Genomic DNA, 18,386 nt, shown 5'->3' with positions numbered 1-18,386 from the left:
ACGACCGTCGCGCACATACTACCACTAAAAAAAGGAGCTCCACCCACCATGACCCTCATCCGACTCGGCTATGTTGCCATGAGCATGAATCTGCAGAATGCTTCACCTTCGCAGACGATGACATTTAAGCAGTTTTCCTCGATAAGGGACCGGGAAGCGGCGATTGCGAAGCTTGAACGGATTGCCCGCTCGAATTTGCAGAATTGCCTGCGCCTGTTGAAGCATAATGTTCTTCATGAGATTCATTTTTTCCGTTACAGCTCGAAGCTGATTCCGCTTGCGAACCACCCTGATCTGAAGGGGTGGGATTTTATCTCGCCGTTAAAGCCGGAACTGAACAAAATAAAAGAGTATTTGGAGGAGCATCCGATGCGGGTGGGGTTTCACCCGGACCATTTTGTTCTGCTGAATACGAGTGATTCTGATGTCCTCAAGAATACGTTTCACACATTGAAGATGCACAGGGATCTGCTCAGGGGGATGGGTGTCGATCCGGTGCACCGCTGTGTGCTGCATGTGGGAGGGGCGTATGATGATAAGGAAAGGGCGCTTGAACAGTTCATTCATAATTGGGGGCTGACGCCTGCTTCCTTGCAGGAAATGATCATCCTGGAAAATGACGATACCGTGTACAGTGCTGCGGATGCCCTCTACTTGTGTGAGAAGCTCGGTGTTCCACAGGTGTTCGATTATCATCATCACCTTGCACATCATGAGCGGGATTGGCAGGAGGATTGGAATCGGATCGTCTCCACGTGGAGTCAGTCGCCGCTTCCTGTCAAAATGCATATATCGAGTCCCCGCTCTCAAAAAGATTACAAAGCCCACGCCGATTTTATCGAACCGGAAATGTTCATGGAATTCCTCCAGGGAATAAAAGGGACGGTCGATCAAGTGGACTGTATGATCGAAGCTAAGAAAAAAGATGATGCCCTGTTCCGGCTGGCAGAAGAGTTGAAGGGGCAAAAGGGATTGGAGCAGGTGGACGAGTCCTCCTTTAAAATTCTTTGAGTGATGGAGATGCTTCAGCCAGAAGCATCTCCATCACTCGGCAGCAAATGAATCCGAATTTTTCCCTGCACGCTGCGAAACCAATCCTATCCTCAAACGTAAATATACTGTAAGATTTATACATAAAGAGAGACATGAAGGAGGAAACGGGTATGAGAGAAGAGCCTCAGAAACGGATTTCACCAAAGGCTTTGAAGGTATGGAAGCTGCATGGTGTGATCCAGTCAGCGGTGCTGGCGCTAGCGGTGGCAGGTGTCGGCGTGTTGACCTGGTTTTTTGGTTGGCCGGTCTGGATCACGGCTGCGGCAATCGGGGTATTGCTATTATTTATCTATTTGATGATCTTTTTTCTTCCGACGATGAGGTGGAAGCGATGGAGATATGAGGTGAGGGAGCAGGAAATCGAGCTTCAGAGGGGATTTATTTTTGTGAAGCGCACTCTGGTGCCGATGGTCAGGGTACAGCATGTCGATACGGTCCAGGGGCCACTTTTGAAGAGGTATCATTTATCGACGATCACGATTTCGACTGCGGCGACGGTGCACGAAATACCGGCATTGGATACGGGGGAAGCGGATGAATTGAGACATTCCATCTCTATGCTTGCAAGGGTGGCGGAAGATGATGTCTGAATATAAACGGCTGCATCCGATTTCAGCAGTGGCAAATTTTTTAAAGCAATTAAAAGAATTGATCATCCCGTTCGTCCTGTTATTTGTTCTGAACAGCAGGGGGGAGAAGAGCGGTTTTTGGGATTATATGCCCTTGATATCAATGGGGGTTGTCCTCGTGGTGGTCCTTGCGGCCGGCGTGATCAAGTGGCTCAGATTCACTTACCGCCTTGAAGAGGGCGAGCTCAGGATCGAGTACGGTCTTTTTGTGAAAAAGAAGCGCTATATTCCGTTTGACCGGATACAGAGCCTGAATTTTTCGGAAGGGATCATCCATCGTCCGTTTGGGCTGGTGAAGGTCAAGGTGGAAACGGCCGGATCGTCCAGTCCCCGTGAGTCGGAAGCAGAGCTGACGGCGATCATGAAAGAGGAAGCATTGGAACTCGAAAGGATCATTTACCGTGAGAAGAAGGGGCAGGCAGTAGAAGCAGTCGAAGGGCTTGCCTCCAAGGAAGAGGAGACACTAAAGGAAGAGAAGCACGTCTTCAAAATGAGTGGCAGGGATATCTGGGTGCTCGCCGCGACTTCCGGGGGTGTCGGGGTCATTCTTTCCGGTGTGGGGGTCTTCCTGTCGCAGTTCTCGGACCTCATTCCTTATGAAGCGGTTTTTGATGAAGTGATGGTGTTTGTGAAAAGCGGCTTGGTGTTTATTGCTGTCCTGGTGTTTATCGTCCTTCTTATCGCCTGGATCATTTCGGTAGCTTGGACGTTTGTAGTGTACGGTGATTTTAAAATTAGGCTGACCGAGGATAATATCGTCATTACCAGGGGTCTGCTGGAGAAAAAGCAGGTCACCGTGCCGCTGAACCGTGTCCAGGGGATCCGTATTGTCGAAAACCCGGTGCGTCAGCTGCTCGGCTACTGTACGGTCGTAATCGAGAATGCCGGGGGATCTGTCCTTGAAAAAGACAGCTCTACGATCAAGCTGATTCCGGTTGTGAAGAAAAGGAGAGTCCCGGATTTGCTTCAAGCCATTTTTCCCGACTATGAGCTGTCGGAAGATTTTAAGCTGCTGCCGAAGCGCGCGGTCCGGAAATATATCTTCCGGGCATCTTTTTGGCTGATTGTACCGGTGGTCATCCTGGCGATTATGTTTTGGCCGCTTGGACTCTTCAGTCTCCTGCTGATCGTTCCGTTCGGCCTGCTTGGGTACTTCCAGCATCGTGCCGGGGGATGGGGAATCACCGGTAATCAGCTGGCGCTAAGGTATCGCGGGGTCCTGAAGCACACGGCATATATGAAAAAGAGCAGAATTCAAGCTCTTGATTCCAGGCAGACCTGGTTTCAGGATAAAAGGGATTTAAGCAGCATTTCCACTACGCTGAAATCCGGCCAGACAGGTTACTCAAACAGAGTGGATGATCTTGAGCTTGAAGATGCAGCCGAGATTTATCATTGGTTTTCACATGAATAAAGAAAAAGGTGACCCGGCTGATGCATGGGTCACCTTTTTCATCGGGGCTGTTTTCTAAAAGGTTGTTGCTTTTCGTAAATTGGCTTGCAGCTTGAATATAGTTTGTGGACGTGCTCTTTTCGTACTCAAGTTCAAATAACAAACCGACGGACAAGCCGAAAATACCCAAGTTCCGGAATTTTCTAGTGTGTAAAACAACAAAGTATGCGAAAAGAGCCTTCATCGAAAATCATTTTTTTCCGGAGATCCAGCCTATGATGAATCCGCCGAGCAGGCCGAAGAGATGCGCGGTGATATTGATGCCGGATTGCATGAATGTCATGACCACCCCGATGACCACGATCGGGAGGATGACTTGCCGGCTTTCGCGGGTGATGAATGCTTTTTTCATCAGGATCATGGCGATGTAGAAACCGAACAGTCCGAAGATCGCCCCTGAAGCCCCGACATGGCTGTAGGTTAGGGGCTTGATCAAATAGGTAATAATATTGGCAAAGATTCCGCTTGCCAGGTATAGCAGGATGAACCGGACCTTGCCCAGGTATTTCTCAAGCGGCGGGCCGAATAAGACGAGTGAAAACGAGTTGAAAAGCAGGTGGGCGAATCCAAGATGAACGAAGATCGGCGTGACGAGCCGCCACCACTCGCCTTCCTTGATGAACAGGTTAATCCCGGCAAGCTGTTCAAACACCCAGCGCTGCGGGAAAATCGGAAGGGAGCTCACTAAATAAAGAACAATATGGATCAACACAATCAGTGAAATGATCGGATATAGCCGCAGGAATTGCGGGAAGCTTTCCGTTCTGACAAACATAGTGTATCCTCCTAAATAGAATAGTGCTGTACAATACATGGGTTCATTATACTATAAACTATATGAATAACAGGACAAGAGTAGAAGGAGAACTGCATATGATTACAGGGATCGGGTTGGACATCATTGAAATAGAACGTATAAAGCAGCTGGCCGGCAGGCAGCCGAAATTGATTACAAGGGTGCTGACCGAATATGAGCAGGATCACCTGGCAGCTCTGTCGGGTTTGCGTTCCATTGAGTTCCTTGCCGGGAGATTCGCCGCGAAGGAGGCTTTCGCAAAAGCAAACGGTACGGGGATCGGGCAATGCCTTTCTTTTCAGGATATCGAAATAAGCAAGGATGCGAACGGCAAGCCGTTTTTTTCAAAGCCCCAAGGGGTGAAGGCCCATTTGTCGATCACCCACAGCAGGGACTTCGCTGCAGCGCAAGTGGTGATTGAAAAATAAAAAAGGCCGGCTTGTCATCTTGGCTAGCATATTTCCCGAGGTTGTCTCATATATTCAGTAGTGCAATAGGAGAGACAAGGCTAGGTATAACTGTCGGTGCACCCGATTGTAAGAGAGACAAAGATAAAGAACGTCTTTTTCTTATACCGTCTAGCTTTCCCCTCTCTCAATTACGTATATCTTGAGACAAAAGGGGCTGAAAAAATGAAGAAAAAGCTAGTTGTACTAGTGATGGCCATGCTGGCAATACTCATGCTTGCCGCCTGCGGGGAGAAATCGAAGGAAGACGTGACGAAGGATCTTAAGTCGAAGGTAGAGGACATGAAGGGGTACAAAGCGGACGCCAAAATGACACTTCAGGTCGGCGATGAGCCGCAGACCTATGATGTGGAAGTCTGGCACAATAACCCTAATTACTACCGGGTGGCCCTCAAGAATGCCGCAAAGGATCAAAGCCAGATGATTCTCCGGAATGACGAAGGAGTATTTGTCCTGACGCCTGCATTGAATAAGAGCTTCCGTTTCCAAAGCGAATGGCCGAACAACAGCAGCCAGGCTTATCTGTATGAATCTCTTGTTCAGGATGTGCTGGAGGACAAGGAAGCGACCTTTAAAGAAACGAAGAGTCACTATGTGTTCACAACGAAAACACGTTATCAGAATAAGCAGATGCTTCCTACCCAGGAGATTGCTTTTAACAAGAAAGATCTTTCACCTGCAACCGTCAAGGTGATGGATGCGGATCATAACTCCCTTGTGAAAGTCGAATTCTCCAAGATGGATATGAAAGCCGCTTTCGATAAAAAAGATTTTGATATGAAGAAAAATATGACAGGCGCCCAGCTTGAAGTTCCGGTTACAGCCAATGTGGAAGACAAGGAGTTCACTGTCCTCTATCCTATGTCTGAAATCACGGGAACTGAATTGGTAGAAGAAAAAGAAGTGGCGACTGAAAACGGGAAACGTGTCGTCCTGACGTATGACGGTGAGAAATCATTTACGATCATCCAGGAAAAAACAACCATTGTTCCTACCATGACAGTATCCACATCACTTAAGGGAGAACTTGTTGATTTAGGATTCACGGTGGCAGCGATGACCGACACGTCCATCAGATGGACGAATAACGGCATCGACTACATGCTTGCTTCAAATGACCTTTCTCCTTCCGAAATGGTGATGCTTGCACAGTCTGTACAAGGATCCATGGTGAAATAAGAATATATCAAACGGGGCGGACCTTATGGTTTGCCTCTTTTCTTTTTTAATTGTTAAAAATGACCGGATGTTGATTGCCTGTTTTATAGAATTGGCCTTTGGCGATGGGTCCTATCATTAAGAATATACAACTAATGGGTATGCTGATTGTGCCGGTTCTGAGATTATTGTGCCAATTCCGGAATTATTGTGCCGGAATCCCATTTTATGTGCCGCCTGCGAAAAATCCCCCCTATTTACAATCACCACACCCCGCACAAAGAACCTTGCCACCCGAAAATTAATTTGACACAATAAAAGAATAGATGAATAATCAAAGATATTCTTGAATAGACTGACAATGTTTTGTTGATATGAGGAAGTGACCACAGTGGAAGCAGAGACGCAGTTTTTTCGTGATACATGGGCTGAAATCAATCTTGATCATTTAACGGATAATATAAAAAATATCAAAAGGCATATCGCTTCAGATGAAGTGAAGATGTTTGCGGTCGTAAAGGCAAACGCTTACGGGCACGGAGATCTCCAGGTTGCAGAGGCTGCCTTGGAAGCAGGTGCCCACGGCCTTGCGGTGGCATTCCTGGACGAAGCCATTTCACTGAGAAAAGGAGGGATCAGGGCAACCATTCTTGTACTGGGCGCATCGCGGGCAAGGGATGTGAACCTGGCATCGGAACACAATGTATCGCTGACGGCCTTTGATCTCGATTGGCTGCAAGAAGCATCAAAACATCTTGACCCGGGTGCACTATTGAAGCTGCATATCAAGTGTGATACCGGGATGGGCAGGATCGGGGTCCGTTCTCCAGATGAACTAAAAAAAATCGAGACGTTCATCCATTCCATCGGCCAGTTCGAAATGGAAGGCATCTTCACACACTATGCCACCGCCGACGAACTGGATGATGCCTACCTCGAGCGGCAGTTGGAGAAATTCAATGAAATGCTGGCAGTTCTCGATGAACGTCCAGAATATGTGCATTCATCCAACAGCGCGGCAATTCTAAGAAAACCGGACACCCATTTCAACGCCGTCCGCGTCGGGATTGCCATGTATGGGCTCACTCCGTCGCAGGAAATGAAAGAAGTGCTGCCCGTACCGTTAAAAGAGGTTTTCTCCCTTTACTCAAGACTGATTCACACAAAGCAAATCGAAGCAGGGGATAAAATCAGCTACGGTGCGACCTATGAAGCATCGGGAAATGAATGGATCGGGACGATTCCCATCGGCTATGCAGATGGATGGATCCGTAAGCTGCAGGGCCAGGAGGTCATTGTGGATGGGAAAAGGTCCCCGATTGTCGGAAGGATCTGTATGGATCAATGCATGATATCACTGCCGCGCCCCTTGAAAACAGGAGAGATGGTGACCCTTATCGGCAGGGAAGGGAATGAAGCGGTTTCGATAGATGATATTGCCGGGAGGCTTGGAACGATCAATTACGAAATCCCGTGTATCATTTCTGCAAGAGTCCCGCGTATTTATATAAGGGATGGAAAGCCTGTCGCGGTCACTAATAAACTATTATCTTCAGGATGATAAAATAAAAATTTAATTCATCCCGATTTTAATGAATAATTACTATTTTATATGGCGGATACTAGAAGAGATTGATAAATTGTCTTTTCATTCCGGTTATTTAATGGTATGATTAGAATGTTATTGAACAGAAACGGTATGTAGTGATTGGTGGAGGTGTAGTTTGTGTCTGAATCCAGCGCAACAACAGAAATCTTAATTCGTCTGCCGCAACAGCTCGTTACAGAATTAGACGGCTTTGCAGATCAAGAGAATGTGAATCGCAATGAGTTTATTTATCGTGCTACCAAAATGTATTTACGGGAACGTAAAAAACGGCAACTACGTGAATCTATGAGACGCGGCTATATGGAAATGGCTAAGATTAATCTCGCAATCGCTTCTGAAGCGATACAAGCAGAATATGAGGCAGAACATACAGTCGAGCGCTTAGTAAGCGGAGGTTAATCCTTTGATTGTAAAGCGTGGTGACGTATATTTTGCGGATCTTTCTCCTGTTGTAGGTTCAGAACAAGGCGGAGTTCGACCGGTACTTGTTATTCAAAACGATATTGGGAACCGATTCAGTCCCACAGTGATCGTTGCTGCCATTACCGCACAAATCCAAAAAGCTAAACTGCCTACTCATGTTGAAATTGATGCAAAACGTTATGGCTTTGAACGGGATTCTGTTATTTTACTTGAACAAATCCGAACGATTGATAAACAACGTCTGACAGATAAAATTACACACTTGGATGATGAAATGATGGATAAAGTGGATGATGCCCTCCAAATCAGTGTCGGCTTGATTCAATTTTAACCTCTTTCATCCTATGTGGTTGTATGATTACAATAATCATTACACAGCTGCAAACAGAAGGCTTGCTGATCAAAGGGAACGAACCGATCAGCAGGCCTTCTGTTTTTATATGTTCATTTCTGTTATCCCGGTTTCAGGGTCAAAAGAAATAGTCTGTGGTGAATATCGTCATTTTTATGACAAATCACTTTCAACAATTTATAATTAAAATGAATATGGGGAAAATATCCGAAAAGTCATAGTTTTTTTCAATTTGGAGTTTATTTGTTACTATGTTAATAAGTGCGACAAATTTAAAGCATTAGGACGGAATGATTAAATATACATTACATCTATTCGTATAGCAGTTGGTGTAAATTTCTTATGGTAGAATGGGGAGAGTTATATGTTCACTGAAATCACGGATTATATCCAGAGTAATAAGTCGGATTTAACAGATGAATGGATGGAACGGATGAAGGATGAAGCTGATGAAAAGTTTCTCCAAGTAGTCTCGGATCAGATTTTTGCTAAGACAAGCCATGAGTTTGTAGAAATGATCGCATCCAATCTGAGGGATTCGAAGGAATTCTCATCACGGCTTGAAGATTTTGCCGAGAAGGTAGTGCGCTTCGGCTGGCCGCTTACATTTGTCACGACAGCTCTAAGTACGTTTGCCAAAGTGGTATACGAGGCGATGAAGAAAGACAATCTGATCAAAGAAGAAAACCATGCTGAACAGGTTGAGAAATTCGATAATTGGGTTACTCCCATGTATAACAAGGTAATTAGTGCGTATACAGAATCATGGGAAAGAACGGTATCCCTTCAGAAAATAGCCCTTCAGGAACTTTCTGCACCGTTGATTCCGGTATTCGAGAAGATTTCGGTTATGCCACTGGTCGGCACGATCGACACCGAACGGGCACGATTGATCATGGAAAACCTCCTCAATGGTGTAGTGAAGCACCGTGCGGAAGTCGTCCTGATTGATATCACAGGTGTACCGGTGGTGGATACAATGGTCGCCCACCATATCATCCAGGCTGCAGATGCAGTCCGGCTTGTGGGAGCCAAGTGCATGCTTGTGGGAATCAGACCCGAAATTGCCCAGACGATCGTTAACCTGGGAATCGATCTTAATCAATTCAGCACGAACAGCACCTTGAGAAAAGGAATCGAGAAGGCTCTCGAAATGACTGATAGAAAAATTGTTTCGGCGGAGGGATCAGAGTGAGAATACCAATTTTAAAATTGCACGATTGCTTGTTGATTTCAATTCAGTGGGAACTTGACGATCAAACAGCCCTTCAATTTCAAGAAGACCTCCTGCATAAGATACATGAAACGAGTGCAAGAGGGGTTGTCATCGATATCACTTCGATCGACTTTATTGATTCATTTATCGCCAAGGTTCTTGGTGATGTTATAAATATGTCGAGATTGATGGGAGCAAAAGTCGTGATCACGGGCATCCAGCCTGCTGTTGCGATTACGCTGATTGAACTCGGCATCAGGTTGGACGACGTGCTGACCGCTCTGGACTTGGAAAAAGGTTTGGAGAAACTACAGACGGAACTGGGGGATTAGTGAATGGATAGCCAATCCTGCGTGAAGATCACGAATGAATGGGACATCGTTGCTGCCCGCCAGTTAGGGAGGAATGTAGCGAAAGAGCTGGGATTCGGCACTGTCGACCAGGCTCGAATCACTACTGCCATCAGTGAACTAGCACGAAATATTTATCTTTATGCTGGTCATGGCCAAATCTGCATCGAAAAGCTTTTTGACGGCGGAAAAAAAGGTGTGCGCATCATTGCATTGGATGATGGTCCCGGTATCAATGATTTAAGGAAAGTGATGGAAGACGGATATTCCACATCAGGTGGTTTGGGAGCAGGGTTGCCTGGAGTGAAGCGTTTGATGGATGAATTCAACGTAGAATCCGTACCCGGTGAAGGGACGGATATTCGGGCAACAAAATGGCTCCGCTAGGGGGAGTTACATGAACTTTAGAGAATTGATGGATTCAAAATATAAAGAAATCATAGAGCACTACTTGAATGAGCAAGATGAAAAGGCTCTGTATCTCGGTCAGAAATTCAGCCGTAAATCAATAGAGCATCATGTGTCGCCTGAAGAGATCATCAGTCTCCATAAGAGCGTCATGCTCGAGATGGAGCCGGATATCCCGCATCATGTCCTTCATGCTTTTGACATTTTGCTGGAAGTGATGATCGGGTACGGGTTTGCATACCGTGAGCACCAAAGCCTCAGAAGCAAGCAGCAGGAATTGAACAATGAAATCGATATTGCTTCCAATATGCAGCAGACCCTTCTTGGTACAAGCATACCGTCAGTCGAAGGGCTGGATATCGCTGCTGTCAGTGTTCCCGCCAAGAAGATGAACGGCGATTACTATCACTTTGTTCAGGATGAAAACGATACTGTCAGTGTCGCGATCGCCGATGTAATCGGAAAAGGGATACCTGCAGCGTTATGCATGTCCATGATCAAATATGCAATGGACAGCCTGCCTGAATACCGCAATGAACCGAATGCTGTACTGGAAAGCCTGAATCGGGTCGTGGAGCAGAACGTTGACGCCAGCATGTTCATTACCATGTTTTACGGTGTCTACAACTCCCGTAAACACCTGTTCAGTTATTCATCAGCCGGACATGAGCCCGGCTTCTTTTATAATGCCGGAAGCGGCCAATTTGAGGACCTTGATGCAAAAGGACTCTTATTGGGTGTGGATAAAAAAGCCAAGTACAGGCAGTATGAACGCCGGGTTGAAGAGGGAGACATGATTATCCTGCTTTCAGACGGAGTGACGGAATGCCGGACTGAAGAAGGCTTCATTGAACGAGAAGATCTGGTGGATCTGATCAGCCAGCATAAACATTTGACTTCGGATGAAATTGTTACCAACGTCTATAAAGAACTGGAGAAACTGCAGCATTTTGAACTGCGTGATGACTTCACCCTTATTATTATAAAAAGAAATTCCTGAATCTTGTTTATCTCCCTTCCTAATGGGGTAAACGAATAAGAGACTTTATTATAATGTTTTCTAAAAAAGGTGGTCATTTTATGAACTTGTCAATAGATATGCAAGAGAGAGAGAGCGAATTATTTGTAAAAGTAGCCGGAGAAATTGATGCATATACAGCACCTAAGCTTAAAGAAACCCTTCACCCTTCTGCCGAAGCTGAGAATGATAAAGATATCGTTGTAGACCTTTCAGAAGTATCCTATATGGACAGTACCGGACTCGGTGTGTTTGTAGGGCTGTTCAAGACGGTCAACGCACGCGGCGGTCAGCTTAAACTTGTCGGTTTATCCGATCGTCTGAGAAGATTGTTTGATATTACAGGTTTAGGGGATATTATGAATATAAATTCCAAGGTAGAAGGTGGAGTTGAATGATGCAAGCTTTTGATTACATCGAGATGAAAATTCCCGCGAAGCCTGAATACGTAGGGGTTATTCGTCTGACGCTGTCAGGGATATCCAGCCGTATGGGCTTTGATTATGATGCGATAGAGGACTTGAAGATCGCCACAAGCGAAGCGATCACAAACGCTGTCCAGCATGCTTATAAAGGTGGTGACGGAGAAGTGGTGGTCGGCTTTGCCCTTTACGAAGACCGTTTAGAGGTAATGGTGGCAGATCACGGGGAAAGCTTTGACTTTAAAGCAATCCGCAGTGCTGTCGGTCCATATCATGCCGATCATTCAGTTGAATTCCTAAGAGAAGGTGGATTGGGTCTTTACCTGATCGAGAGCCTTATGGATGATGTAAAGGTACACCATAAAGAGGGAGTCACGGTCTTCATGACCAAATTCCTTTCAGGAGAGCAGGTGGAGAGGGATGAAAAAACTATCTCAACCTGATCAGCAGGCTCAAAAAGAAAAAGTTCTTCAATGGATCAAGGACTATCAGGAGCATCAGGACGATGAGGCTCAAAGCGAGCTTATCCTCCACTATCAAAACCTGGTGGAATCCATTGCGAGAAAGTACTCAAAAGGCAGGTCTTTTCATGAAGATATCATCCAGGTCGGCATGATCGGTCTGCTTGGTGCAATCAGGCGCTATGATGAATCTTTCGGGAGGTCCTTCGAAGCATTTGCCATTCCTACGATCATCGGGGAAATCAAGCGCTTCCTTCGTGACAAGACTTGGAGTGTTCATGTTCCCAGAAGAATCAAAGAGCTCGGTCCGAAGATCAAATCAACCGTAGAAGAGTTAACTAATCAATTGGAACGTTCTCCGCAAGTTCATGAAATTGCTGAATACCTTGAAGTAAGTGAAGAAGAAGTGTTGGAAGCAATGGAAATGGGCAGAAGTTATCAGGCCCTTTCAGTGGATCATTCCATTGAAGCAGATTCTGAGGGGAGTACCGTTACGATACTGGACATAGTAGGGAATCCGGATGAGGGCTACGAGAAGGTTAATCAACGGATGGTCCTGGAGAAAGTGCTGCATGTCCTCTCTGACAGAGAGAAATCGATCATCCAGTATACTTACCTTGAGAACCTGAGTCAAAAAGAAGCAGGGGAGAAGCTTGGAATTTCTCAAATGCATGTCTCCCGTTTGCAGCGCAGAGCAATCAAGAAGCTGCGGGAAGCAATCCAGGAGGAAACTTTCGAGTCGGAGAGTCATTATTAATGGGTTATTTTCAACAAAATGAAATTGAGCTCTATGCAGAACAATTTTCAAAAAACGGTGACCCTTACTGCGGAGACAGTTACTATTATGTCTCAACCAATGACTACTTTGTCTGCGTATTGGCAGATGGATTGGGAAGTGGTAAATTCGCCTATGAATCATCTCATGAAGTGGTGGAAATCGTTGAGAAGAACCACCATGAAGATGTTGAGGTGCTGATGGATCTATGCAACACCGCCCTTCAGAAGAAGCGCGGGGCAGCAGTGGCCATCATCAAGGCGTATTACCACTCAAAAGAATTCGTCTACAGCTGTGTAGGGAATATACGGTTTTATTTGTATTCTCCTGAAGGCAAAATTACCTATCCGCTCCCGGTAACCGGTTATTTATCCGGAAGGCCGCAAAAATATCAGACAAAACGATATTCGTACGTGCCAAACTCGAGATTCCTGCTTCACTCAGATGGACTGAATATTTCAGGAGTTAAGACAATCCTGCAAAAGTATCCAACATTGCACAGTACTGTGCACGACATTCACACCCGGGTCGACGAAACAGCCGACGACACCACCTATATATTAGGAAGCTTACTCTAAACGAAAAGGGTAAGCTTTCTTTTTTGTTTTTAGGGGAAGGATTTTAAGTGAAGTTTTGACCGGGGGACTTATTCTGAACTAAAGCCGTGATCAAGTAAATTTGATTAAGTTATTTTCCAGCGGTTGATTGGAGTGCAATATGAAGACTCCTGCGGCAAGAGTAGCTTATCAGAAAAGCGGAAGGGCTTTGAAGAGAGGCGGGTGGCGTAAGACGAATCGGACTGGAAGGTGTTCTTTGCCTTCTTGGTCGGTTTGGCTTATGACATGTACCTATGAGCCCTGGAGCTGGACAAGTGATACCCCGAAGAAACGGAGTGACGAGGAGGCTCACGGGCTATCCGAGGAAAGGGAAGTCTTGCACGGAAATCAAAAGAGGTAATTAATAGTCAATGCTATAAAATATTAGTGCCAAACGGATGCATCTGTTATGTGTAAAAAGAACTTTGCTTCTCCATATGGTAAACTTAAAGGGAAACCTTTTAGATGGAGGTCGTAACATTGACTGTAACGATAACGAATCAAGAAAACTTATTGCAAAGCGTTTCTAAAAAAGTAAACATATCTCTTAAAAACGTAAAGAATGTTATATCCCTATTGGAAGAAGGCAACACAGTACCATTCATCGCCCGCTACCGGAAAGAACAAACCGGGGCACTGGATGAAGTGCAGATCAAAGATATCATGGAGCAGTGGAACTACCTCCAAAACCTGGAGCAAAGAAAAGAAGAAGTCCTTAGGCTGATCGATGAACAAGGAAAACTGACAGATGAATTGTCACAAGCCATCAGAAAAGCCGACAAATTGCAAAAGGTAGAGGACTTGTACCGGCCCTTCAAACAAAAACGGCGTACGAAAGCGACTGTGGCCAAAGAAAAAGGACTGGAACCATTAGCCGGCTGGATCATGACTTTCCCGGCATCGGCTGACGTCCAACAGGAAGCGGCCCGCTATATCTCTGATGAAAAAGAAGTGACCACGGCTGACGAAGCACTTGCCGGAGCAAAGGACATCATCGCAGAAATCATTTCCGACGAAGCAGCATACCGTGAATACATAAGAAATCACACATTCCGCAAGGGTGTCATCGAAACAAAAGTAAAAAATGAAGAAAAAGATGAGAAGAACGTTTTTGAGATGTACTATGAATACAGCGAACCTGTCAGCAAAGTCGTCCCGCACCGTGTTCTCGCGATGAATAGAGGAGAAAAAGAGGATATCATCAAAGTGAATATCCAGCCTGACATAGACTCGATTCTTCACTATCTGCAAAAACAGGTAATAAAAAATGTCCACTCACCAGTGGTTCCCCTTGTCAAAGAGGCGGTCGAGGATGCCTATAAACGACTGATCCAGCCGTCTGTCGAGAGGGAAATTCGTAATGAACTGACGGAAAAAGCAGAAGATCAAGCCATTCATATTTTCTCAGAAAACCTTAGGAACCTCCTTCTTCAGCCTCCTATGAAAGGAAAGATGGTTCTTGGGGTGGACCCGGCCTACAGAACAGGGTGTAAGCTTGCGGTGATTGACGAAACCGGGAAGATGCTGGAAGTAAGTGTCATATACCCGCATCCGCCCAAATCACAAAAGGCTGCATCTGAAGAAATGATGAAGAAAATCATCAGCAAATACTCGATAGAGGTAGTGGCCGTCGGAAACGGAACGGCTTCGAGAGAGACTGAACAATTCGTGGCTGACGTTTTGAAAAGCATCAATAAAGAAATCTTCTATTTGATTGTGAATGAAGCGGGTGCCAGTGTATACTCAGCCTCCGACGTGGCGAGAGAAGAATTTCCTTCTCTCCAGGTCGAGGAAAGAAGTGCTGTATCCATCGCCAGAAGATTGCAGGATCCCCTTGCCGAACTGGTAAAAATCGATCCGAAATCTGTGGGTGTCGGACAATACCAGCATGATGTTTCCCAGAAAAAACTTAACGAATCGCTGACGTTCGTCGTGGAGACAGCCGTTAACAAGGTAGGGGTAAATGTAAACACAGCCTCTTCCTCGCTGCTGCAATACGTTGCTGGCCTCTCTAAAACGGTAGCTAATAATATCGTCAAAAAAAGAGAGGAAGAAGGGAAGTTCAAATCGAGGGCGCAATTGAAGAAAATCCCGAGACTTGGTGCAAAAACTTACGAGCAGAGTATAGGCTTCCTGCGAATCACGGACGGAACGGACGTTCTTGACCGTACGCCCATCCACCCGGATAACTACGGAGATGTCAAAAAGCTGCTGTCCAAAACGGGGTTCAGTGAAGAAGCGATCGGGAGTGAAGAATTGAGACAAGCTCTTAATCAACTGAATGTAAACGAACTCTCTGAAGAACTGGGAATCGGGAAGCTGACCCTGAAAGATATCATCGATGCGTTGATCCGTCCCGGAAGAGATCCGCGTGATGAATTCCCCAAACCACTGCTTAAAAAAGATGTCCTTAAACTTGAGGATCTTAAAGAAGGAATGGAGCTTCAGGGAACCGTCCGCAATGTCGTTGATTTCGGAGCGTTTGTCGATATCGGCGTAAAACAGGATGGACTTGTCCACATCTCGAAGCTGAAACAAGGCTTCGTCAAGCATCCGCTTGATGTCGTATCCGTCGGAGATGTTGTAACCGTCTGGGTGGACAGTGTAGATGTGAAAAAAGGCAGAGTTGCCTTGACGATGATTCAATGATTAATTAGGGAAGATAAAAAAGCTGACTTGACTGCAACTCCACCAAGTCAGCTTTTTTATCAGCTTCTGCGAACTTTTTTTATTATTGAGGGAAGTTTTTCTTCCTATAAAAATTCCAGCATTGATTAAGAAGCTTGATCTGATAACGATTCTTCTCAAGATATGCCTTCCTCATCTGATTCACGAGCCAGTTTGGCATAAGGCACCCTCCTTATTCCAATCTCTTAGAAAACATTCTTGAACTGATGGCCGATGTCCATTCCTTCTGGATGTTATATAATCTAATTGTATGAAACAAAAGGTTGTCCTGTGCGCGGCAACGAACAGTTAAAGGAGAATAAGCATGACCAATCAAGAACTGCAGTCACTGGTTGAAGAGATTTCAATCCGGCATTTTCAAAAACCATTCCGCCACAAAGCTTACTTCAACACCAGGCTCAGGACTACAGGCGGGAGATATATGCTCGGGAGCCACAACATCGATATTAACGGAAAGTATCTCGAAGAACACGGATTACCCGAATTGATAGGGATCATCAAACATGAACTCTGTCACTATCATCTTCATATAGAAGGGAAGGGATACAAGCACAGAGACCCGGAGTTCAAATTTCTCCTCGAACAAGTGGGAGGTGCCAGACACTGCACCCCGCTGCAAAAAACAAAAAAGAACAGGCGGATCCTCATTTATTCCTGTTCAAAATGCAACCTCATGTTTAAAAGGAGAAGAAGGATTGATACAAAGAAGTATGTGTGCGGAAAGTGCAAAGGAAAGCTTGTATTCAAAGAAGAACTCATGCAGGAGTTATAATCATAGAATGAACGGTACAGACTGCGTATGTTTTTATAAAAACTCTCTCAAAAATTATTGACAAGAAGTTACTGAGTCATTATAATCGAAAGAGTCGATAAGACATTTTAAATGCGTTAGAATACTTCACGTTCCGCAGTAGCTCAGTGGTAGAGCTATCGGCTGTTAACCGATCGGTCGCAGGTTCGAATCCTGCCTGCGGAGCCATTTTTATGGAGAAGTACTCAAGTGGCTGAAGAGGCGCCCCTGCTAAGGGTGTAGGTCGGGCAACTGGCGCGAGGGTTCAAATCCCTCCTTCTCCGCCATTACATTTCTATTATCCTGGCCCGTTGGTCAAGCGGTTAAGACACCGCCCTTTCACGGCGGTAACACGGGTTCGAATCCCGTACGGGTCATATTTTGATTTCCATTTCAAAATTAAATGTGAGATAACATATTTAAGATCGTATGGAAGTTATTTCACGGAAGTACTTAATGATAACTGTTTTGCTATCGCAAAAAGCTTTGGTCCGGTAGTTCAGTTGGTTAGAATGCCTGCCTGTCACGCAGGAGGTCGCGGGTTCGAGTCCCGTCCGGACCGCCAGAATTTTTTAAGGAAAGTGGTTGACGACCACGAGGCGGACATGTTATCATATAAACCTCGTCACTTTTCGAGGCATTGGGCTATAGCCAAGCGGTAAGGCATCGCACTTTGACTGCGACATGCGTTGGTTCGAATCCAGCTAGCCCAGCCATTATGAGCCATTAGCTCAGTTGGTAGAGCATCTGACTTTTAATCAGAGGGTCGAAGGTTCGAGTCCTTCATGGCTCACCATAGATTTTGCAAAAGGCAAATATCTATCTCATTACATGCGGGTGTGGCGGAATTGGCAGACGCACCAGACTTAGGATCTGGCGCCGCAAGGCGTGGGGGTTCAAGTCCCTTCACCCGCATTATTATTTTTTAAAAAAGTATTGACATAACAGAAATTCCTAGTTACAATAGTGTTTGTCGCTTTTAAAAAATGCGGTCGTGGCGGAATGGCAGACGCGCTAGGTTGAGGGCCTAGTGGGGGCAACCCCGTGGAGGTTCAAGTCCTCTCGGCCGCACCAAAGGTTCTAACATACTGCGCCCGTAGCTCAATTGGATAGAGCGTTTGACTACGGATCAAAAGGTTAGGGGTTCGACTCCTCTCGGGCGCGCCACTAATTCTTCTACAAGCGGGTATGAAAGAATGAATAAGTAAATGCTTCTGAAACGGGAAGTAGCTCAGCTTGGTAGAGCACTTGGTTTGGGACCAAGGGGTCGCAGGTTCGAATCCTGTCTTCCCGACCACCACAATACATATTATATATGCGGGTGTAGTTTAATGGTAAAACCTCAGCCTTCCAAGCTGATGTCGTGGGTTCGATTCCCATCACCCGCTCCATACAAACCATTGAACCTTGAAAACTGAACAAAACAAGACAATTACGTCAACGTTAATTCTAGATTTACCGCAACGATTGAATCGTTGCAAACAAGAGCTATTCAAACTTTTATCGGAGAGTTTGATCCTGGCTCAGGACGAACGCTGGCGGCGTGCCTAATACATGCAAGTCGAGCGGATTTTGGGAAACCTAGTTTCCCCTTAATCAGCGGCGGACGGGTGAGTAACACGTGGGTAACCTGCCTGTAAGACTGGGATAACTCCGGGAAACCGGGGCTAATACCGGATAATTCAGTTCCTCGCATGAGGAACTGTTGAAAGGTGGCTTTCA

At 45.7% G+C, this 18,386-nt stretch carries 20 protein-coding genes, 11 tRNA genes and 1 rRNA gene; 30 read left to right on the top strand and 2 right to left on the bottom strand.

The annotated features are described in order from the left end of the window. The first annotated feature begins 48 nt into the window (after nt 1–48). From uvsE to BHE18_RS01705, 3 genes are all read left to right on the top strand, one after another. On the top strand, nt 49–1,011 hold the full coding sequence (gene uvsE / locus BHE18_RS01715) for a UV DNA damage repair endonuclease UvsE (RefSeq protein ID WP_071616999.1): 963 nt from the start codon (nt 49–51) through the stop codon (nt 1,009–1,011). A gap of 152 nt (nt 1,012–1,163) precedes the next feature. Beyond that, nucleotides 1,164–1,643, top strand: coding sequence for a PH domain-containing protein (locus BHE18_RS01710; protein WP_071616998.1), 480 nt, complete (start codon nt 1,164–1,166; stop codon nt 1,641–1,643). Next, nucleotides 1,633–3,096 (top strand): PH domain-containing protein, encoded by a 1,464-nt coding sequence (locus BHE18_RS01705; protein WP_071616997.1) that lies wholly within the window; start codon nt 1,633–1,635, stop codon nt 3,094–3,096. The genes BHE18_RS01710 and BHE18_RS01705 overlap by 11 nt, the downstream gene beginning before the upstream one ends. 229 nt (nt 3,097–3,325) lie before the next feature. Here the strand turns inward: BHE18_RS01705 and BHE18_RS01700 are convergent, their stop codons facing one another. Continuing rightward, nucleotides 3,326–3,910: a rhomboid family intramembrane serine protease gene (locus BHE18_RS01700; protein ID WP_071616996.1), complete on the bottom strand. Its 585-nt coding sequence runs from the start codon at nt 3,908–3,910 to the stop codon at nt 3,326–3,328. A gap of 98 nt (nt 3,911–4,008) precedes the next feature. Between BHE18_RS01700 and acpS the strand changes: the two genes are divergently transcribed. The 14 genes from acpS to BHE18_RS01625 all read left to right on the top strand — a co-directional run bounded on the left by acpS (nt 4,009) and on the right by BHE18_RS01625 (nt 15,835). Then, nucleotides 4,009–4,359 carry a holo-ACP synthase gene (gene acpS / locus BHE18_RS01695; RefSeq protein WP_071616995.1) on the top strand — a complete coding sequence of 117 codons (351 nt, stop codon included), beginning with the start codon at nt 4,009–4,011 and terminating at the stop codon, nt 4,357–4,359. A gap of 204 nt (nt 4,360–4,563) precedes the next feature. Then, nucleotides 4,564–5,577 carry a LolA family protein gene (locus BHE18_RS01690; protein ID WP_071616994.1) on the top strand — a complete coding sequence of 338 codons (1,014 nt, stop codon included), beginning with the start codon at nt 4,564–4,566 and terminating at the stop codon, nt 5,575–5,577. A gap of 370 nt (nt 5,578–5,947) precedes the next feature. Beyond that, nucleotides 5,948–7,117, top strand: coding sequence for an alanine racemase (alr, locus tag BHE18_RS01685; protein ID WP_071616993.1), 1,170 nt, complete (start codon nt 5,948–5,950; stop codon nt 7,115–7,117). Nucleotides 7,118–7,282: 165 nt separating this feature from the next. Further along, nucleotides 7,283–7,564 (top strand): CopG family ribbon-helix-helix protein, encoded by a 282-nt coding sequence (locus BHE18_RS01680; RefSeq protein WP_032085355.1) that lies wholly within the window; start codon nt 7,283–7,285, stop codon nt 7,562–7,564. 4 nt (nt 7,565–7,568) lie between these two features. Next, a complete protein-coding gene (gene ndoA, locus BHE18_RS01675; RefSeq protein WP_071616992.1) occupies nt 7,569–7,919 on the top strand; it encodes a type II toxin-antitoxin system endoribonuclease NdoA in 351 nt (116 codons plus the stop codon). Between the two features lie 385 nt (nt 7,920–8,304). Beyond that, entirely contained in the window at nt 8,305–9,135 is an 831-nt protein-coding gene (locus BHE18_RS01670; protein WP_071616991.1) for an RsbT co-antagonist protein RsbRA, read from the top strand. Continuing rightward, nucleotides 9,132–9,488 (top strand): STAS domain-containing protein, encoded by a 357-nt coding sequence (locus tag BHE18_RS01665; protein ID WP_058300003.1) that lies wholly within the window; start codon nt 9,132–9,134, stop codon nt 9,486–9,488. The genes BHE18_RS01670 and BHE18_RS01665 overlap by 4 nt, the downstream gene beginning before the upstream one ends. A gap of 3 nt (nt 9,489–9,491) precedes the next feature. Continuing rightward, nucleotides 9,492–9,893: an anti-sigma regulatory factor gene (locus BHE18_RS01660; protein WP_032085358.1), complete on the top strand. Its 402-nt coding sequence runs from the start codon at nt 9,492–9,494 to the stop codon at nt 9,891–9,893. A 10-nt stretch (nt 9,894–9,903) separates the two neighbouring features. Continuing rightward, entirely contained in the window at nt 9,904–10,914 is a 1,011-nt protein-coding gene (locus tag BHE18_RS01655) for a PP2C family protein-serine/threonine phosphatase (RefSeq protein ID WP_071616990.1), read from the top strand. Between the two features lie 80 nt (nt 10,915–10,994). Beyond that, a complete protein-coding gene (locus BHE18_RS01650) occupies nt 10,995–11,330 on the top strand; it encodes an anti-sigma factor antagonist (protein ID WP_071616989.1) in 336 nt (111 codons plus the stop codon). Next, nucleotides 11,330–11,797, top strand: a complete 468-nt coding sequence (rsbW, locus tag BHE18_RS01645) for an anti-sigma B factor RsbW (RefSeq protein ID WP_071617042.1) — start codon at nt 11,330–11,332, stop codon at nt 11,795–11,797. Before BHE18_RS01650 ends, rsbW begins: the two co-directional genes overlap by 1 nt. Further along, complete coding sequence (sigB, locus tag BHE18_RS01640) at nt 11,775–12,572, top strand: RNA polymerase sigma factor SigB (protein ID WP_071616988.1); 798 nt, start codon at nt 11,775–11,777, stop codon at nt 12,570–12,572. Before rsbW ends, sigB begins: the two co-directional genes overlap by 23 nt. Then, on the top strand, nt 12,572–13,168 hold the full coding sequence (locus BHE18_RS01635; RefSeq protein ID WP_071616987.1) for a PP2C family serine/threonine-protein phosphatase: 597 nt from the start codon (nt 12,572–12,574) through the stop codon (nt 13,166–13,168). Before sigB ends, BHE18_RS01635 begins: the two co-directional genes overlap by 1 nt. A 510-nt stretch (nt 13,169–13,678) precedes the next feature. Continuing rightward, a complete protein-coding gene (locus tag BHE18_RS01625; RefSeq protein ID WP_440480375.1) occupies nt 13,679–15,835 on the top strand; it encodes a Tex family protein in 2,157 nt (718 codons plus the stop codon). An 82-nt stretch (nt 15,836–15,917) separates the two neighbouring features. On the opposite strand, the gene cmpA is transcribed toward BHE18_RS01625, so the two are convergent. Further along, nucleotides 15,918–16,034: a cortex morphogenetic protein CmpA gene (gene cmpA / locus BHE18_RS22810; protein ID WP_098151155.1), complete on the bottom strand. Its 117-nt coding sequence runs from the start codon at nt 16,032–16,034 to the stop codon at nt 15,918–15,920. 144 nt (nt 16,035–16,178) lie between these two features. Here cmpA and BHE18_RS01620 point away from each other — a divergent pair, with 144 nt between their 5' ends. The 13 genes from BHE18_RS01620 to BHE18_RS23425 form a co-directional block, all read left to right on the top strand. Continuing rightward, complete coding sequence (locus BHE18_RS01620) at nt 16,179–16,646, top strand: SprT family protein (protein WP_071616984.1); 468 nt, start codon at nt 16,179–16,181, stop codon at nt 16,644–16,646. Nucleotides 16,647–16,778: 132 nt separating this feature from the next. Further along, nucleotides 16,779–16,853 (top strand) — tRNA-Asn (locus tag BHE18_RS01615). A 7-nt stretch (nt 16,854–16,860) separates the two neighbouring features. Beyond that, nucleotides 16,861–16,951: transfer RNA gene (locus BHE18_RS01610), tRNA-Ser, on the top strand. Between the two features lie 18 nt (nt 16,952–16,969). After that, nucleotides 16,970–17,041: transfer RNA gene (locus BHE18_RS01605), tRNA-Glu, on the top strand. A gap of 111 nt (nt 17,042–17,152) precedes the next feature. Next, nucleotides 17,153–17,229: transfer RNA gene (locus BHE18_RS01600), tRNA-Asp, on the top strand. Between the two features lie 76 nt (nt 17,230–17,305). Next, nucleotides 17,306–17,380 (top strand) — tRNA-Gln (locus BHE18_RS01595). Between the two features lie 4 nt (nt 17,381–17,384). Continuing rightward, a tRNA-Lys gene (locus BHE18_RS01590) sits at nt 17,385–17,460 on the top strand. 37 nt (nt 17,461–17,497) lie between these two features. Next, nucleotides 17,498–17,579: transfer RNA gene (locus BHE18_RS01585), tRNA-Leu, on the top strand. Between the two features lie 73 nt (nt 17,580–17,652). Beyond that, nucleotides 17,653–17,738, top strand: a tRNA-Leu gene (locus BHE18_RS01580). A gap of 16 nt (nt 17,739–17,754) precedes the next feature. Further along, nucleotides 17,755–17,831, top strand: a tRNA-Arg gene (locus BHE18_RS01575). A gap of 53 nt (nt 17,832–17,884) precedes the next feature. Continuing rightward, nucleotides 17,885–17,961 (top strand) — tRNA-Pro (locus tag BHE18_RS01570). 20 nt (nt 17,962–17,981) lie between these two features. Further along, nucleotides 17,982–18,055 (top strand) — tRNA-Gly (locus tag BHE18_RS01565). A 109-nt stretch (nt 18,056–18,164) separates the two neighbouring features. Next, nucleotides 18,165–18,386 (top strand): 16S ribosomal RNA (locus BHE18_RS23425); the annotation flags it as partial.

Source organism: Rossellomorea aquimaris (genome assembly GCF_001877785.1).
Classification (GTDB): Bacteria; Bacillota; Bacilli; order Bacillales; family Bacillaceae_B; genus Rossellomorea; species Rossellomorea aquimaris_A.
This window is presented reverse-complemented; position numbering and strand designations above follow the sequence as displayed.

Excerpts from the sequence above, each read along its gene's own strand:
- BHE18_RS01635 (WP_071616987.1), top strand. The coding sequence starts at position 12,572 with ATGGGTTATTTTCAACAAAATGAAATTGAGCTCTATGCAGAACAATTT.
- BHE18_RS01655 (WP_071616990.1), top strand. The coding sequence starts at position 9,904 with ATGAACTTTAGAGAATTGATGGATTCAAAATATAAAGAAATCATAGAG.
- BHE18_RS01690 (WP_071616994.1), top strand. The coding sequence starts at position 4,564 with ATGAAGAAAAAGCTAGTTGTACTAGTGATGGCCATGCTGGCAATACTC.
- BHE18_RS01660 (WP_032085358.1), top strand. The coding sequence starts at position 9,492 with ATGGATAGCCAATCCTGCGTGAAGATCACGAATGAATGGGACATCGTT.
- BHE18_RS01705 (WP_071616997.1), top strand. The coding sequence starts at position 1,633 with ATGATGTCTGAATATAAACGGCTGCATCCGATTTCAGCAGTGGCAAAT.
- BHE18_RS01700 (WP_071616996.1), bottom strand. The coding sequence starts at position 3,910 with ATGTTTGTCAGAACGGAAAGCTTCCCGCAATTCCTGCGGCTATATCCG.
- BHE18_RS01620 (WP_071616984.1), top strand. The coding sequence starts at position 16,179 with ATGACCAATCAAGAACTGCAGTCACTGGTTGAAGAGATTTCAATCCGG.
- cmpA (WP_098151155.1), bottom strand. The coding sequence starts at position 16,034 with ATGCCAAACTGGCTCGTGAATCAGATGAGGAAGGCATATCTTGAGAAG.
- BHE18_RS01650 (WP_071616989.1), top strand. The coding sequence starts at position 10,995 with ATGAACTTGTCAATAGATATGCAAGAGAGAGAGAGCGAATTATTTGTA.
- BHE18_RS01710 (WP_071616998.1), top strand. The coding sequence starts at position 1,164 with ATGAGAGAAGAGCCTCAGAAACGGATTTCACCAAAGGCTTTGAAGGTA.
- rsbW (WP_071617042.1), top strand. The coding sequence starts at position 11,330 with ATGCAAGCTTTTGATTACATCGAGATGAAAATTCCCGCGAAGCCTGAA.
- acpS (WP_071616995.1), top strand. The coding sequence starts at position 4,009 with ATGATTACAGGGATCGGGTTGGACATCATTGAAATAGAACGTATAAAG.
- uvsE (WP_071616999.1), top strand. The coding sequence starts at position 49 with ATGACCCTCATCCGACTCGGCTATGTTGCCATGAGCATGAATCTGCAG.
- sigB (WP_071616988.1), top strand. The coding sequence starts at position 11,775 with ATGAAAAAACTATCTCAACCTGATCAGCAGGCTCAAAAAGAAAAAGTT.
- BHE18_RS01670 (WP_071616991.1), top strand. The coding sequence starts at position 8,305 with ATGTTCACTGAAATCACGGATTATATCCAGAGTAATAAGTCGGATTTA.